A 14,439-nucleotide genomic window follows, 5' to 3' on the forward strand; every position below is an offset into this window, starting at 1 on the left:
ACAGATCACCCAAGCGCTTTTTGGATCTGATAAGGGAGGTTACTCAGCGCATAGATTTTGTCGACGGCCCCCCTTGCGATGGCTTCTTTTGGCATGCCAAATACTACACAGCTGGCTTCACTCTCTGCAAAAGTGATCGCACCTTTTTGCTTCATTTCCAGCAAACCGCTCGCTCCGTCGTTTCCCATACCGGTTAAGATCACACCAATGGCGTGGCTTCCAACCGATTGAGCCACAGAGCGGAACAGCACATCGACCGAAGGCTTATGGCGACTCACGAGTGGCCCATCGCGTATTTCTAAATAGTAGTCTGAGCCCTGGCGTTTTACCAACATATGCTGGCCACCCGGCGCGATATAAACATGGCCTGTACGAAGCCTTAAAGCCGTTTGACCCTCCGCAACGGTATGTGGAGTGATGTCATTGAGTCGTTGTGCAAACGCTGCGGTGAATTTACCTGGCATATGTTGCACGATCACAATCGGAGGGGAGTGAGACGGCAGCAGCTGAAGGAGTCGGGCGATTGCCTCCGTGCCGCCAGTCGACGCTCCGACGGCGATCACTTTTCCGGCACTGTCGGGAGGTTGCTCGGTTTTGTGTGCGGGCAGCACTTCTTCTGTCGTGTGTAGCTCCCGAAACGTGTTTTCATTGAGGTATTTAAGCTGACGAACCTTGGCTTTGGTGGCGGCTTTGATGGCGTCAATGATCTGTGATACCGAGTCGCTGTGCAGGAAGTCGCCCAGCCCCTGGGTGGGTTTTGCAATGACATCGACTGCGCCGCAGGCCAATGCCTCGATGGCTGTGGCGGTTTTTTCCTGCGCCAGCGCCGAGCAGATGATTACTGGTGTAGGGCGCTCCTGCATGATTTTTTTCAGGAAAGTCAGGCCATCCATTTTTGGCATTTCGATATCCAGCAAGATCACATCTGGCCAGTTGAGTTTCATTTTGCGCTCGGCAATGATAGGGTCCGGTGCCGTTCCACTGACATTTAAGGTGCGCTCATGGGCGATGACCTCACTCATGATCTGGCGCATCAGCGCAGAATCATCGATGATAAAGACACTGGTCATAAGGCCACCTTCTTATAGATGCACGGACTCAGAGTTTGCAGACATGCGGGCTTGTCACGCATGGCTTCCGAATGTCCTAAAAAGAGTAAACCGCCATGGTTTAAACGCTTGATGATATTACTTAGGATGGCTTGTTGTTTGGGTTTGTCAAAATAGATCAGCACATTGCGTAAGAAAATAACATCAAAAGAGAAATCCACTGTGGTCAGGTTCAATAAGTTGTCTTCCTGAAAACTACATTGTTTCTTCAGTGTGGAGATAAGCGTAAAATTGTCGGCATTCTTGCCTGTTCCTTTCATGCAATAGCGGATACGGTAACGTTTCGGGATCTTCCCCACGGTGGAAATCGCATAGCGGGCATCTCTGGCCATCAGCACCGACATTTCAGAAATATCCGTTCCGATAACATGCCAGGGTCGATTGTAAAACAGATCGTCGAGGATCATAGCGAGAGAGTAGGCTTCTTCACCGCTGGAGCAGGCTGCACTCCAGGCGCGAATTGGTGAATGTCTGGGGCGATTGTGTTGATAGTAGTGGTAAAGATATTCAAACTGGGCCTGCTCGCGAAAAAAATAGGTCTCATGTGTAGTCAGCTTATCGATGAAAATCTGTAGTTCCTCTTTGCCCTCCGGTGTCAGTAATAATCGGTAGTATTTGCTAAAAGACGGACTGCGACTGGCGCGCAACCGGCTGGCAAGGCGACTGGCCACAATATCGGCTTTGTTTTTACCCAGACTTATCCCGGTATGTTGTTCAAACAGCCGGTTGAGTTGTTGAAATTCCAGCGCTGAAATCGCCATAGTGATCTAGCGCTGGCAAAACCGGGTAAAAAACTCGGCCTGAGAGGACTTGAGCTGAGTATTGATTTCGCTGATATTGAGCACGCTTTTCATATCCAGCAAAATTGTGAGTTGATTATTAATCTTGGCCATTTTCCAGACGAAGTGACGGGGAATGTTGGCGCCAAACGAAGGTGAATCTTCCAGCTGAGTACAGTTGATAAACTGGATGGACATTACGCCACTGACCAGCATGCCGAGTGTCATGACCTCATCCAGGCTGGGGTCGTAGAAGTCATACAATACAATACAGCTGTATTTGTTGTAGGGTTGAGGGTTTTTCAGCATCAGGCGATGCTGCAGGTCCAGTACGGGGATCACGCTGCCCCGTACATTGATCACGCCTCGGATCACCTGGTTGCACATAGGCACCATAGTGGTGTCGGTCAGCTCAATGACCTCTTTGACTGACTCTATCGGAATGCCAAAGGTGTCGTTTCCGATAGACACGAGCAAAGAGTGGAGCTCATCATTGCTTGCCGTGTTTTCTGCCACCATAGTTTCTGAGTTCATACTAGGTCTCCTTAAACTGTGCGTTGGAGTCGGCATCAAGAGGCAGTTCAAATGACAGCTGTTTGTGTTGCTGCTGCAAGTCGTCAAACAACTGCATATCATCCAGCGTCAGTATTTTAGTGATGTCCAGTATTGTCATCAGGTTGTCTGTTAATTTGGCCAGACCATATACAAAACGACTATGAAACTGGCCGGCAATACTGGGCACCTGATCAATTTCATGAGCCGGGATATCTAACACTTTGGTGACCATATCTACTTTCAGACCAACAGTAATATTTTGTGCTTTGTAGTTGCACTCAGCCACAATGATACAAGTGCGATTGGTGATGGCCTGTACAGGCTTGTTAAGCCTGACGGATAAATCAAAAACCGGGATAACCAGCCCTCTGAGGTTGATGGCACCAATAATAAAATCGGGCGCCATAGGGATTTTATCCACCTCAATGTACTCCATTATCTCCCTTACAATGGAAATACTGATTGAATACGACGCGCCATTAAGTTCAAACGCCAGGTATTTATTGTGGTCATAAGCCGTGGTGCCAGAGCTGGAAACTGAGTCATTCATAGCACATTACTCATCAAACGGGGTATAACCGTCTTCCCGACTATGACTGTTTTCATGGGCCATATGAGCAAGGCGCCCTTTGCTGCCACGGCCGTTATTACTCAATTTAAAGTAACCGACGGTAGAGCGAATATCCCCGGTCTGGTCCTGAACCATCTTAGCGGTAGAGGCCAGCTCTTCTGAGGCGGAGGCATTTTGCTGGGCGATTTCATCAAGCTGAGCAACGGTGCGATTGATTTCAGCAACGCTGGTACTTTGCTCTGTCGAGGCGGCGGTGATTTCCTGCACCAGATCCGCGGTTTTGCCGATATTAGGTACCATTCTGTCGAGCATAGCACCGGCATGCTGCGCAATCTTAACGCTGTTGTCGGCCAGTGTACTGATATCCTGTGCGGCGACCTGAGAACGCTCGGCCAGTTTACGCACCTCATCTGCTACCACGGCAAAGCCTTTACCATGTTCACCGGCTCTGGCGGCCTCAATGGCAGCGTTAAGTGCCAGCAGATTGGTTTTGTAAGCGATGTCTTCGATAATACCAATTTTTTCGGCAATCTGCGTCATGGCCTGAACCGTGTCTTTTACCGCCTGGCCGCCATCATTTGCTTCACTACTGGACTGCTTGGCAATGTCATTGGTCATTTTCGAGTTCTCCGTATTCATCGAGATAGAAGAGCTCATTTGCTCCAGTGATGCGGAGGTTTCCTCGACGCTGGCTGCAAGCTGATTCGAGGTGGAACTGAGCATACGGGAGGTGGTGCTGACTTCGTTGGTGCTGTGGGCGATGGACTCAACGGACTCCTGAATATCTAATAAAATGTTTTGCAGTCGCTCAATGAAACCGTTAAAACTTTGTGCCGTCTGTCCGATTTCGTCATTGCCAAAATCCGGGATACGGCGGGTCAGGTCGCCTTCGCCTGAACGCAGGTCCTCCGCGGCATCCGCGAGCGCATTAATAGGGAGAACAATCCCGCGGATCAAGAAGGCGGCGGTGGCGATAGCAAGCACAATCGCGACTATCAGCAAGCCCCACACCAGCTGGATGCTGTCACGAGCGGCAGACATCAGGTCATTGAGTGAGGTGGTGCTTTCAGCAATGGCTTCGTTGGAGATCTTTTCCAGTATTTCCTCTATTTTACTGAAAATATCATGCTCCAGCCGGTCAACATCTTTAGACGCCTGGATCTTCTGTCTGGGGTCGTACATCGCGAAAATCTCTTTACCGCCGTTATAGAGCCCCAGATACATGCGTTCGATATCACCAATGGCTTTTATTTCCAGTGGTTTTCTCTCGAGCGGTTTGAGTTCAGCCAGAAAGTTGGAAAAGGTCCGTGCGTCTTTTTCGAACGCGGCGGTGGCACCCACTCGTCCCCGCATATAGGCATTCAGCGAGCTCATCATGTCGCCTTGCTCGTCTATCAGCTCCAGGTAATAGCGCACGCCGGGTAAATCATCGTTTACCACTTCAGCAAAGTCACCGCTGCTGCCGGCATCAGCCACTTCTGCCTCTTTCTGTGAATCGAGCAGGCTTTCCAGTGGCTCTGCGAATTCGCGGTTGAGGTACTCATACTTTTCGACTGCTTTTTCCTCCTGAAGGGGATCAAAGCGATCAAAGATCAGTTCCTGGTTTTCGCTTGCATACCGGCGCACCAAATCCTCCAGTTGACGAATGTAGCTGGTATCAACAGAGTTGAGCCGTTTAAGGTCTTCCAGATAGTTTGTAAACTCACTGTAATTAGACAAAAAGTCTGCTTTTTCATCGGCTTCACCGGCAATGTATTCCAGCACATTGCTGTTCATGTCGCCAAGCTCATCGAGCATATTCAGTGCATAGATGGCTTCGGGGATGTCGGTTTGACCCACATCGGTGGCAAATCCTTCGATACGGCCATTTTTCATTTGCACAGACACGGCAATCACCAACAGCAGCAGCCCCATGGTAAACATGGCCAGAATGATTTTGTTTTTGATGGTCAGATTCTTAAACATCTTTATGCTCCGATTTATCTGACTAATGCTTGAGTTCTAAGGACTCGTACATAGTAATTGCGGTGCGGATCAAGGCAGATACATCGAGAATAATGGCCACTTTGCCACTGCCGAGTATGGTAGCGCCGCTGATACATTTGAGGCCTTCGAACAGCCTCCCCAGAGGTTTTACAACGGTCTGAAACTCTCCTTGCAGCGAGTCCACGACCAGACCAGCTCTAAGTGTGCCAAACTGGACGATGACCAGTGATTCCTTCACGTGTTCAATTTGCTGCTCGATCCCAAACAGGGTGCGCAGACGAATAAAGGGCAGGACCTCAGTTCTGAGGTTAATGTAGTTTTTATCCTGAATATCAGATTCTGAAACCACCTCGTGCAGTTCCAGGCATTCAACCACGGTATCCAGGGGGATCACATAGTCTTCATCACCGACGGTAAACATAAATCCGTCTATGATGGATAAGGTCAGTGGCAGGCGAATAATTATTTTAGAGCCCAGTCCTTTGGTGCTGTCGACTTCTACACTGCCACGCAGGCTCTCAACATTGCGTTTTACCACGTCCATGCCCACGCCACGACCGGAAATACTGGTCACGGCTGCGGCGGTAGAGAATCCGGGTTCAAAAATCAGCAGATTTATCTCTTTATCCTGTAATGAGTGTTCTTGATTGACTAGGCCATTTTCAATGGCTCGGGCCAGTATCTTGCTTTGATCCAGCCCCTGACCATCGTCCTGAATTTCGATGACGATGGAGCCAGAATCATGGTAGGCCTTAAGCGTCAGCTGACCACATGCCGGTTTACCTGCGGCCAGTCGTTGTTCGGGTGATTCAATACCATGATCAATGGCATTACGAATAATATGCATCAGTGGATCGCTGACTTTTTCAACAAAGGTTTTGTCCAGCTCGGTGTCGGCGCCGACAATATTGAGCTCCACCTCTTTGCCCAGCTCATCGGCCACATCGCGAACAACGCGTTTGAATTTATTAAAGGTTTCACCAATCTGGACCATACGCAGTTTTAACGAGCTGTCTCGAATGTTCTCAACCAGGCGTTCCAGCAGAGCCATGGCTTCAATCAGTGTTTCGTTACCCGTTTCGTGTGCCAGTAAATTGGTTCTGGCCCCCGTGATCACCATTTCCCCAACCTGATCGATCAATCGATCTAGCTTCATGGCTTCAACCCTAAGCGTTTTGCTCGTGTGAAGCTTATTTTTCTTCTTACCTTTTGTCTGAGCTGGCGGCTCGGTATCGTCTGGTATAGATGCTGGCTCCAAAGGCCGGGCGGGGAGGCGTGATTGCGTCAGTTGTGCCAAAGTGGCATGAAACTGAGCGGGGTCTGGAAAGTGTTTTGCGCAATCTTCAATGGCGCTGTAGTGACACTGAGCTGGTGGTAAAATCTCAACTACTGCATCATTTTTTATAAATTCGAAAATGTCCTCTATCACGCTTTTGCTCTGGCTGGTTTGAAATAACATCAAAAAGGCCAGGTAACAGGATTCTGGGTCGTAGGGTGTATCGGCATTGAGCGCAGTACAATTGGTGGCCACTTCAAGTGATTCCACTTCGTTGTTTAGAAAGTGGATAAACGGGTAAGGATCCAGGCCGTTGCGCAGCACATTCTCGTTAGGCACGAAACATATAAACCAGGGTCCATCTTGCAACTGTGTTTCACTATCAGCATCTTTATTTTGCGGTGTGTCGACGTTGTCGGTAAATTCACTGAACTGCTCGGTGAGCTTTGCAAGCTGGCTAAGTTGTTGCGCACTGGGCTCACTTTCCGATGCGGCGAGCTGGATCAATTCATCACACAGATCGCCGGTTTCCAGATACAAAGAGAGCAGGGCCCTGCTCATTTCCCTGTTACCAGCACGAACGTCATCCAGTACCGTTTCGGCAATGTGCGTCAGGCTCACAACATAGTCAAAGCCAAATAATCCGGCACTGCCTTTTATGGTGTGAATAGCGCGGAAGATGGCATTGATGGTCTCTTCCTGATCAGCACTGGCATCACTGCTTTCGAGATCAAGCAGGCTATTCTCCATCTCCGCGAGTAGCTCTTTTGACTCGTTGACAAAGGTGGTGATGGCGGCACTCAAATCAACAGACATAACTAAGGCTCACTCTTAGTGGCGCCTGAGAGAGGCACATTTAATAAAGACAGTCTGGCAGTGAGCAGATCGGATAAGACAAGGGGGTCTATCTGAACACCTGTGTTACGGCAGTAATTTACCAGCCAGATAGCCAGCTGGATCCCGGCGCTGTCGAGCTCATCGATCTGGCTAAGATCCAGCGCTATCTGCTGTTTTCCTGCCAAAAAAGCGATGAGTTCCGTATGCACATCCTGTACTTCGTAAATGGTCAGCTCCGCAGGAAACTTAAAACACTCGGACATGGCTGTCACATCATCAGTAATTTAGATACGGCCTGAAGCATTTGTGCAGGTTTGAAGGGTTTAACCATCCAGGCCTTCGCCCCGGCTTTCTTACCTTCTTCCATCATGCTTTGCTGGTTTTCCGTGGTCAGCATAATCACGGGGGTGAACTTATACTGTGGGAGTTGTTTAACATTTTTGACGAATTCAATGCCATTCATATTGGGCATGTTGACGTCACTGATGATAAGGTGCACCTTGTTGCCGTTAAGTTTACTCAGAGCATCTTTGCCATCACACGCTTCAATCACCTGATAGCCAGCACCTGTCAGCGCAATATTTACAACTTGTCTTAACGAATCGGAATCATCCACCACTAGTATGGTTTTGCTCATAACTTGCCCTCATGCTGTATGTCAGAAAAAAGTGAGATCGTCGACTGTATCGTCGTCCTTATCATTCTTGGCATTGCCACTTTTAGTCGCCAGAATATGCCTTTGCTCTCGTGTTGCAGCTGTGCGCGATAACGCGTCACTGATCCTTTCATGATTGAATCGGGCGTTGGCACTGCTGCGACGCTGCGCGATAAACTCATCGAGCTCTTGAGTCATTATGCCCAGGGCAATTGTAACGCTGTCCTGGATCTGATCGACACGGTCCTGAAATTGTAAGTCGACCAATATCTCCGAGATTTTCTGTCGATTGTCCTCATTTGAGGTTTGCAGCACCTGCGCTTGTTGCTCTACGTTTTGTGACAAGGTGAGCCAGGTATCAATTACTTCATTAATTTGCTGCTGATATTTGTCGGTCAGAGCCTGGCGTTCCGCCAGTTCGTTTTCCATCATGGTCATAGAGCTGTGCATTGCCTGAGCGATAGTTTCGACCATCTTGTTGATCTTCACCCCTGTCTCACCGCTTGAATTAGCCAGCGCGCGTACTTCATCGGCAACCACCGCAAACCCACGGCCATTGTCTCCGGCACGTGCAGCTTCGATTGAGGCATTAAGTGCGAGTAAATTGGTTTGCTCAGCAATTTTAGAGACGTCAATTGACATTGACTGTAACTCCTTGCTTTGCTCTACCATGGTTTTAAAGGTTTCTGTTCGTTGTTGCTGGCTGACGTTGGACTGTTCGAGATACGCGAGGATCTGGGTAAGTTGTTCACGGCTGTGCTGAGCTGTTTGCTGCAGGCTGTTGGCGCTGCTATCGTCCAGGTTACTTAGAGTTGAAGTAATATTGCTGACAAGCTGTGAAAATTCAGCGGACATATTATCGACGGCTTGCTTGGTTTGCTCCCGGGCACTGTTAATCTGCTCTCTTAGCTGAGGGGTAATGGTGTGGCCTAGTTGCTCAAGGCAAGCGAGGTCTGAGTGTTGCCCATCTGAGTTAGCTTGCGCTGGCGGTGCATCTGCGGGTATCACATTGTTGGATACACGATGGGCGACAAATAAACCCATAGCAGATAAGCCTGTCACTATCGAAGCGACTACCCAGCCTGATGCATACCAGGTTATGGCAAAAATCACTAACTGAAGTGCGATGATAAGTGGGAGCATAACGGAGCCACTCAGGCCACTGAAATCGTCTTTTAATCCTAGTCGAGTCTATTTATTGTGCAAATGCAAATAATCACATGTCGCTTATTCTGGGCCCCGAATTAGTTTTGAGTGAGGTTGACGCTTGCATCCGGTTGTCAGAATCCCTAAAGTAGGGGGAAAACGACAATGAAGTACGCAGAATGAATAAACATGTTACACAATTAAGTGAAGAGCAGCAGCAATGGCTTGCTCAATGGCAACAGACATCTTTGCAGGCAGCACAAAAATACCTGGCAGAAAAAGGGATACTGGGATTGAATATCCAGGCGAAAGAATCACGTATTTTACCGCCGATTTGTGGGATTTGGAAAATCAAGGATAATTTGGGTAAGGGGTACTGGGTCATATCTGGTAAAGTCCCTACTGATTCCATGCCGGTGAGCGGCGCGGCAGACGCTCGCGCAGCACTCAAGCACTTTTCCTATCAGTGGCAAATTAAAGCAGATAAAATCCTTGCTGCGGAGCAACAGGATCCAGCCCAGGTAGAATACGCTAACATTCTGGTTCAGCATGCCCATGGCTTATACGATATGGCAAGCGAAGAGCAACTTTGGGCTAATGCAGCATCGTAAAAGGCTCACAGTTCATTTCTTTCACCGGGCATTTCATACGCTGTCTTGGAATGCCTGCTTCCATAAATACGCTGCCCTGTTTAGAAAACCCTGACTTAAGAAACGTTGGCACTTCATCCAGGATGCACTGCACAAACACATTCTCGTAGCCTTTCTGTTCAGCCAGAATGCTCAAAAAACCAATTAAAGACTGATAAGCCTCGCGATTTCGGTGCGCCCGAACAATTGCAATCCGACTTATCAAGCCGTCACAGCATAGCCTGCCTGTTCCGATAGGGCACTGGTTTTCGTCCCGCACCAGCACGTGCTCTGCGGTTTTGTCGTGTTGATCAAATTCGACTTCTTTAGGTAGGTGAAGCTCGTAAACAAAGACGCGTTCACGGATTTGGCGCAGTTGTCCCTGAGTTTTTTGCCAACTCACTCTATCGACGTGGTAATTCATGATTGCCTCGCATCAAACATCATAATCACGCCTGACCAAGGGACCAGCCTGTGCTCTTTATTATTAAGGCACCGAACTTGCCGATGCCCCTTATTGTGTGACTAACCCTTAGATTCAGGTAATTACACCCAGTCCTCAATGTAAAAGGACCCATCGTTTATAAGCGTAGTTAAAGTTTGTTTAAATTCCAAACATTCAATTGCGCTCAATAATGAGGAAATTGGAGTAGTTGTCTGATCTGTCAGCTGTTTCACTGCTGGTAAGACCTCAAGAGGAAGGGTAAAGTTTTGTCCATTTACGCTCAGTATCACAATTTGTGTCGTTACCTGATACAGCGCTCTGACCCCACCTGAACGTACCAGTACATCATCAGGTGAAGTGTCCTCCAACAAGGCGTCAGCTGTCAGTGGTGGATCCAGCGGTGCCAGGTCCATTTCATGTTTAGGCTCACTGAGTGTACGCCCCAGCCACTCATCGAATATGTCGTTGTCATGGAGTACCGATTCAAGCATGGTACGGATTTTACCTTTATCCTGACTACTGATCTCGCCCAGAGAGTCACGCAGCGTGAGGTCCGGGTCACTGTAACGCGTTGAGCCTAACTCTGAGTCAATTAGGTGGTCGGCGAGACTGGAGAGTAGATCTCTTTGATCTGGTGCTCTGAAACCCACTGAGTAGTTCATCGCATTCTCGACAGCATAGCCTTCATGAGGACAACCTGGTGGAATATACAAAATATCTCCAGGCTCCAGCTCTGCATCTATAACGGCTTCGAACTGTTCAACCTGCAACAGGCTTTTGTTCTGGGCAAATTGTTTCAGGTTTATATCTGGCATGCCCACTCGCCAGCGTCTTTTGCCCTGGCCCTGAATAATAAACACGTCATATTGATCAAGATGAGGGCCTACGCCTCCACCTGGTGTAGAGAAGCTGATCATTAAGTCATCAATTCGCCAGTTTGGAATGAAGCGAAAAGGTTCAAGCAAGGTCGCGGCCAGAGGGTGCCAGTGGTCAACGGCCTGTACCAGTAAAGTACTGTGTTGCTCTGTCAGCAGAGAAAAGTCTTCAAACGGACCATGATGTGCATCCCAGTGGTCGTCATGATTGGTAACGATACGGGATTCTATATTTTCTTCCATCGCCAGACCTGCCAGCTCTTCGGGAGATAGAGGGTCAATGAAATCCCTAAAGCCTTGCTTGATAAGTAAGGGCCTTTTTTGCCAATACTGAGTAAGGAAAGCAGCCTCGGTCAGGGCATTGATAGATAGCTGATACATAAAGTGGCTCCAATAAAAAAGCGAAAGCCCGGCACTGCGCCGCAACTTTCGCTTCTCAGACTTAGGTGAGATTAACTCAGTTTAGTTTAACTCATCAATGAAAGCTTCGGCGCGGCCAATGTAGTTGGCTGGCGTCATTAGCTTCATGTCTGCTTTTACCTGCTCTGGCAGATCCAAACCATCGATGAACTCAGCCATAATTACCTGATTAACACGCTTACCACGTGTCAGCTCTTTTAGCTTTTCGTACGGCTTCTCGATACCGTATTTACGCATTACAGTCTGAATTGGCTCTGCAAGGAGTTCCCAGTTTTCATCCAGTTCAGCCAGCAGACGGTCGGCATTCACTTCCAGCTTGCTGATCCCCTTTAGCGTCGCCTGGTATGCGATCAGAGTATAACCCATACCAACACCGAGGTTGCGCAGTACTGTTGAGTCAGTCAGGTCACGCTGCCAGCGAGAAACTGGTAGTTTCTGCGCAAGGTGGGTGAAGATGGCATTCGCAATGCCCAGGTTGCCTTCCGAGTTTTCGAAATCAATTGGGTTTACCTTATGCGGCATCGTTGAAGAGCCAATTTCACCGGCAATGGTTTTTTGCTTAAAGTGGTTAAGCGCGATGTAACCCCACATGTCACGGTCAAAGTCGAGCAAAATGGTGTTGAAACGTGCCACGGCGTCGAATAGTTCAGCAATATAATCATGCGGCTCAATTTGCGTCGTAAACGCATTCCAGGTCAGCCCCAGGCTGGTGACAAATTGCTCTGCATGGTTGTGCCAGTCGTAATCCGGGTAAGCGCTCAGGTGTGCGTTGTAGTTACCTACGGCACCATTGATTTTGCCTAGGATCTGGATGTTAGCGATTTGTTCACGTTGGCGCTGCAGGCGTACATAGACGTTCGCGAATTCTTTACCCATAGTAGAAGGAGAAGCCGGTTGACCGTGGGTGCGGGTCATCATAGCAACAGATTTATATTCAATCGCTTTTTCTTTAATGGCTGTCAGCAGCTTATCACAGTAGGGCAACAGTACCTGGTCACGTGCTTCACTCAGCATCAGACCGTGCGACAAGTTGTTGATGTCTTCTGAGGTGCAGGCAAAGTGAATAAACTCATTAACCGCCTGAAGCTCCGCATTGTCTGCCACTTTCTCTTTCAACAGATACTCAACGGCCTTAACGTCGTGGTTGGTTGTGCGCTCAATTTCTTTGACACGCGCAGCGTCGGCTTCGCTGAAGTTGTCAACGATACTATCCAGCAGGGCATTTGCCTGGTCACTGAAGGCTGGAACTTCGTTGATCGCAGCTGCGTTGGCTAAGGCTTGTAGCCAACGTACTTCAACCGTCACACGGTATTTGATCAAGCCAAACTCACTGAAAATACTTCTCAGCTCACTGGTTTTGCTACCGTAGCGGCCATCCACTGGAGAGATAGCGGTTAACGCTGAAAGCTCCATAACTTCTCCTAACTAATTGGTTTTTTGAACGATATTTAAATATAACTTTGTGCAGCAGCAATGATTTTCTTCTTTGCAAAGAAGAATTGACGACGCTTACCACCAAGCTGACGCCATAATACTGCGCTGCGGATCCCGGCCAGCAACAGCGCCCGGATCTGATGTTGTACATGTGATTGCTTGAGCAACTCAGGTTTTCCAAAAATTTGAATCTTGGGACCAACCGGACTCACTACCTGGCTGTAAATATCCGCCAAAGCGGCAACAATCTGCTCATCGCCGATGTCGAAATGCTGCAATTGTCTGTCGAGCTGCTCGATACGTTTGCCAAGTTCTGCCATTGCTTTACTGTTGGCAGACAAAGCACGTTCCAGTTGCATCAGGCTGCCCACATATTTGACCATTTCTACATCTTTCTCACCCTGAGCACTCAGCTGGTCCACCAAAGCACGGCAACCTTGTTTTACCGCATCTGGGTCTTCGTAGACATCCTGTGGATTTTTTGGCGAAGTGATAGTGATACTTCTTAACAAGCTGGCTGTTTCATGGTTGTTAAAGGTGCCGTAGCGGGCACATTTTTGCACTAATTTTGCAACCTGGCACATGGCTGCAAGTGGGATCACGACGTCACGTTGCATTACTTGATCACCGATTCAATGATACCACCGCCAAGACACACATCGTCCTGATAAAATACCGCAGATTGGCCTGGGGTCACGGCCTTTTGTGGTTCATCGAATAGCACTCGGGCCATACCGTCCTGACCAACGAGTAACGTACAAGGAATGTCTTCCTGGCGATAACGGGTTTTAACTGTGCATCGGGTAGTGCCTTGTGGACCGACACGATCGACCCAGTGAAGTTGATTCGCATTGAGGCCATTGCTGAACAGGCGAGGGTGGTTTTTGCCCTGACCAACAACCAGCACATTGCGTTCCACGTCTTTATCGACAACATACCAGGGCTCGCCGGAGCCTTCTTTCATGCCACCGATCAACAGGCCTTTACGTTGGCCAAGTGTGTGGTACATCAGGCCTTCGTGTTCACCAACATGGTTGCCTTCGCTGTCCTCAATTTTACCAGGTTGAGCCGGCAAAAATTTTTGCAAGAAGTCTTTGAACTTGCGCTCACCGATAAAGCAAATGCCCGTACTGTCTTTCTTGTCATGCGTGATCAAATCTTGCTCTTCTGCAATTCGACGCACTTCTGGCTTCTCAATGTTGCCTACCGGAAACAGGGTTTGGGCTACGTGCTCATGGCTGAGTGTATACAGGAAGTAGCTCTGATCTTTGTTGTTGTCCAGACCGCGTAACATGGCAAACTTGCCATCACGCTCCTCACGGCGTACATAGTGGCCCGTCGCGATATAATCGGCACCCAGTGCTTCTGCCGCAAACTCGAGAAAAGCTTTAAATTTGATCTCTTTGTTGCACATGATATCCGGGTTGGGTGTGCGGCCAGCTTTGTATTCGGCAAGAAAGTACTCGAATACGTTGTCCCAGTATTCTGCAGCAAAATTGACAGTGTGTAGCTCGATACCCAGTTTGTCGCAGACAGCCTGAGCATCTTTCAAATCTTCAGCAGCGGCACAGTATTCGTCATTGTCGTCTTCTTCCCAGTTCTTCATGAACAGGCCTTCAACCTGATACCCCTGCTGTTTTAGCAGGTATGCTGAAACGGAGGAATCTACGCCGCCGGACATACCGACGATGACTTTAATTTGACTGTTATCGCTCATAAACT

15 protein-coding genes are annotated in these 14,439 nt (G+C 48.6%); 1 reads left to right on the top strand and 14 read right to left on the bottom strand.

The genetic code is table 11. From position 1 onward, the window contains the following. Positions 1–5: 5 nt before the first annotated feature. From NH568_RS02675 to NH568_RS02715, 9 genes are read right to left on the bottom strand one after another with little or no spacing between them, the layout of a single operon-like run. Positions 6–1,070, bottom strand: a complete 1,065-nt coding sequence (locus tag NH568_RS02675) for a chemotaxis response regulator protein-glutamate methylesterase (RefSeq protein WP_253044437.1) — start codon at positions 1,068–1,070, stop codon at positions 6–8. After that, positions 1,067–1,870 (bottom strand): CheR family methyltransferase, encoded by an 804-nt coding sequence (locus tag NH568_RS02680; protein WP_253044438.1) that lies wholly within the window; start codon positions 1,868–1,870, stop codon positions 1,067–1,069. Before NH568_RS02680 ends, NH568_RS02675 begins: the two co-directional genes overlap by 4 nt. Before the next feature lie 6 nt (positions 1,871–1,876). Next, complete coding sequence (locus NH568_RS02685; protein ID WP_253044439.1) at positions 1,877–2,422, bottom strand: chemotaxis protein CheW; 546 nt, start codon at positions 2,420–2,422, stop codon at positions 1,877–1,879. Position 2,423: 1 nt separating this feature from the next. Next, positions 2,424–2,993: a chemotaxis protein CheW gene (locus tag NH568_RS02690; protein WP_253044440.1), complete on the bottom strand. Its 570-nt coding sequence runs from the start codon at positions 2,991–2,993 to the stop codon at positions 2,424–2,426. Between the two features lie 6 nt (positions 2,994–2,999). Continuing rightward, on the bottom strand, positions 3,000–4,979 hold the full coding sequence (locus NH568_RS02695; RefSeq protein ID WP_253044441.1) for a methyl-accepting chemotaxis protein: 1,980 nt from the start codon (positions 4,977–4,979) through the stop codon (positions 3,000–3,002). 22 nt (positions 4,980–5,001) lie between these two features. Next, complete coding sequence (locus NH568_RS02700) at positions 5,002–7,092, bottom strand: chemotaxis protein CheA (protein ID WP_253044442.1); 2,091 nt, start codon at positions 7,090–7,092, stop codon at positions 5,002–5,004. 2 nt (positions 7,093–7,094) lie between these two features. Then, the gene (locus NH568_RS02705) at positions 7,095–7,376 is read right to left on the bottom strand and encodes an STAS domain-containing protein (protein WP_253044443.1); all 282 of its coding nucleotides are present in this window, start codon (positions 7,374–7,376) and stop codon (positions 7,095–7,097) included. Positions 7,377–7,381: 5 nt separating this feature from the next. Next, positions 7,382–7,750: a response regulator gene (locus NH568_RS02710; RefSeq protein ID WP_046003219.1), complete on the bottom strand. Its 369-nt coding sequence runs from the start codon at positions 7,748–7,750 to the stop codon at positions 7,382–7,384. A gap of 21 nt (positions 7,751–7,771) precedes the next feature. After that, entirely contained in the window at positions 7,772–8,911 is a 1,140-nt protein-coding gene (locus NH568_RS02715; RefSeq protein WP_290444066.1) for a methyl-accepting chemotaxis protein, read from the bottom strand. Positions 8,912–9,093: 182 nt separating this feature from the next. Between NH568_RS02715 and NH568_RS02720 the strand changes: the two genes are divergently transcribed. After that, positions 9,094–9,525, top strand: coding sequence for a DUF4826 family protein (locus tag NH568_RS02720; protein ID WP_253044444.1), 432 nt, complete (start codon positions 9,094–9,096; stop codon positions 9,523–9,525). On the opposite strand, the gene NH568_RS02725 is transcribed toward NH568_RS02720, so the two are convergent. The 5 genes from NH568_RS02725 to mnmA all read right to left on the bottom strand — a co-directional run bounded on the left by NH568_RS02725 (position 9,509) and on the right by mnmA (position 14,434). Then, positions 9,509–9,967, bottom strand: coding sequence for a GNAT family N-acetyltransferase (locus NH568_RS02725; RefSeq protein ID WP_138552082.1), 459 nt, complete (start codon positions 9,965–9,967; stop codon positions 9,509–9,511). The genes NH568_RS02720 and NH568_RS02725 overlap by 17 nt on opposite strands. Before the next feature lie 122 nt (positions 9,968–10,089). Further along, positions 10,090–11,244, bottom strand: a complete 1,155-nt coding sequence (locus tag NH568_RS02730; RefSeq protein ID WP_253044445.1) for a cupin domain-containing protein — start codon at positions 11,242–11,244, stop codon at positions 10,090–10,092. Between the two features lie 81 nt (positions 11,245–11,325). Continuing rightward, positions 11,326–12,696: an adenylosuccinate lyase gene (purB, locus tag NH568_RS02735; RefSeq protein WP_253044446.1), complete on the bottom strand. Its 1,371-nt coding sequence runs from the start codon at positions 12,694–12,696 to the stop codon at positions 11,326–11,328. A 35-nt stretch (positions 12,697–12,731) separates the two neighbouring features. Then, positions 12,732–13,334, bottom strand: a complete 603-nt coding sequence (hflD, locus tag NH568_RS02740; protein WP_253044447.1) for a high frequency lysogenization protein HflD — start codon at positions 13,332–13,334, stop codon at positions 12,732–12,734. Further along, positions 13,334–14,434 carry a tRNA 2-thiouridine(34) synthase MnmA gene (gene mnmA / locus NH568_RS02745; protein ID WP_054013814.1) on the bottom strand — a complete coding sequence of 367 codons (1,101 nt, stop codon included), beginning with the start codon at positions 14,432–14,434 and terminating at the stop codon, positions 13,334–13,336. The genes hflD and mnmA overlap by 1 nt, the downstream gene beginning before the upstream one ends. Positions 14,435–14,439: the final 5 nt, after the last annotated feature.

The organism is Pseudoalteromonas sp. XMcav2-N (assembly GCF_024124545.1).
Lineage (GTDB): Bacteria > Pseudomonadota > Gammaproteobacteria > Enterobacterales > Alteromonadaceae > Pseudoalteromonas.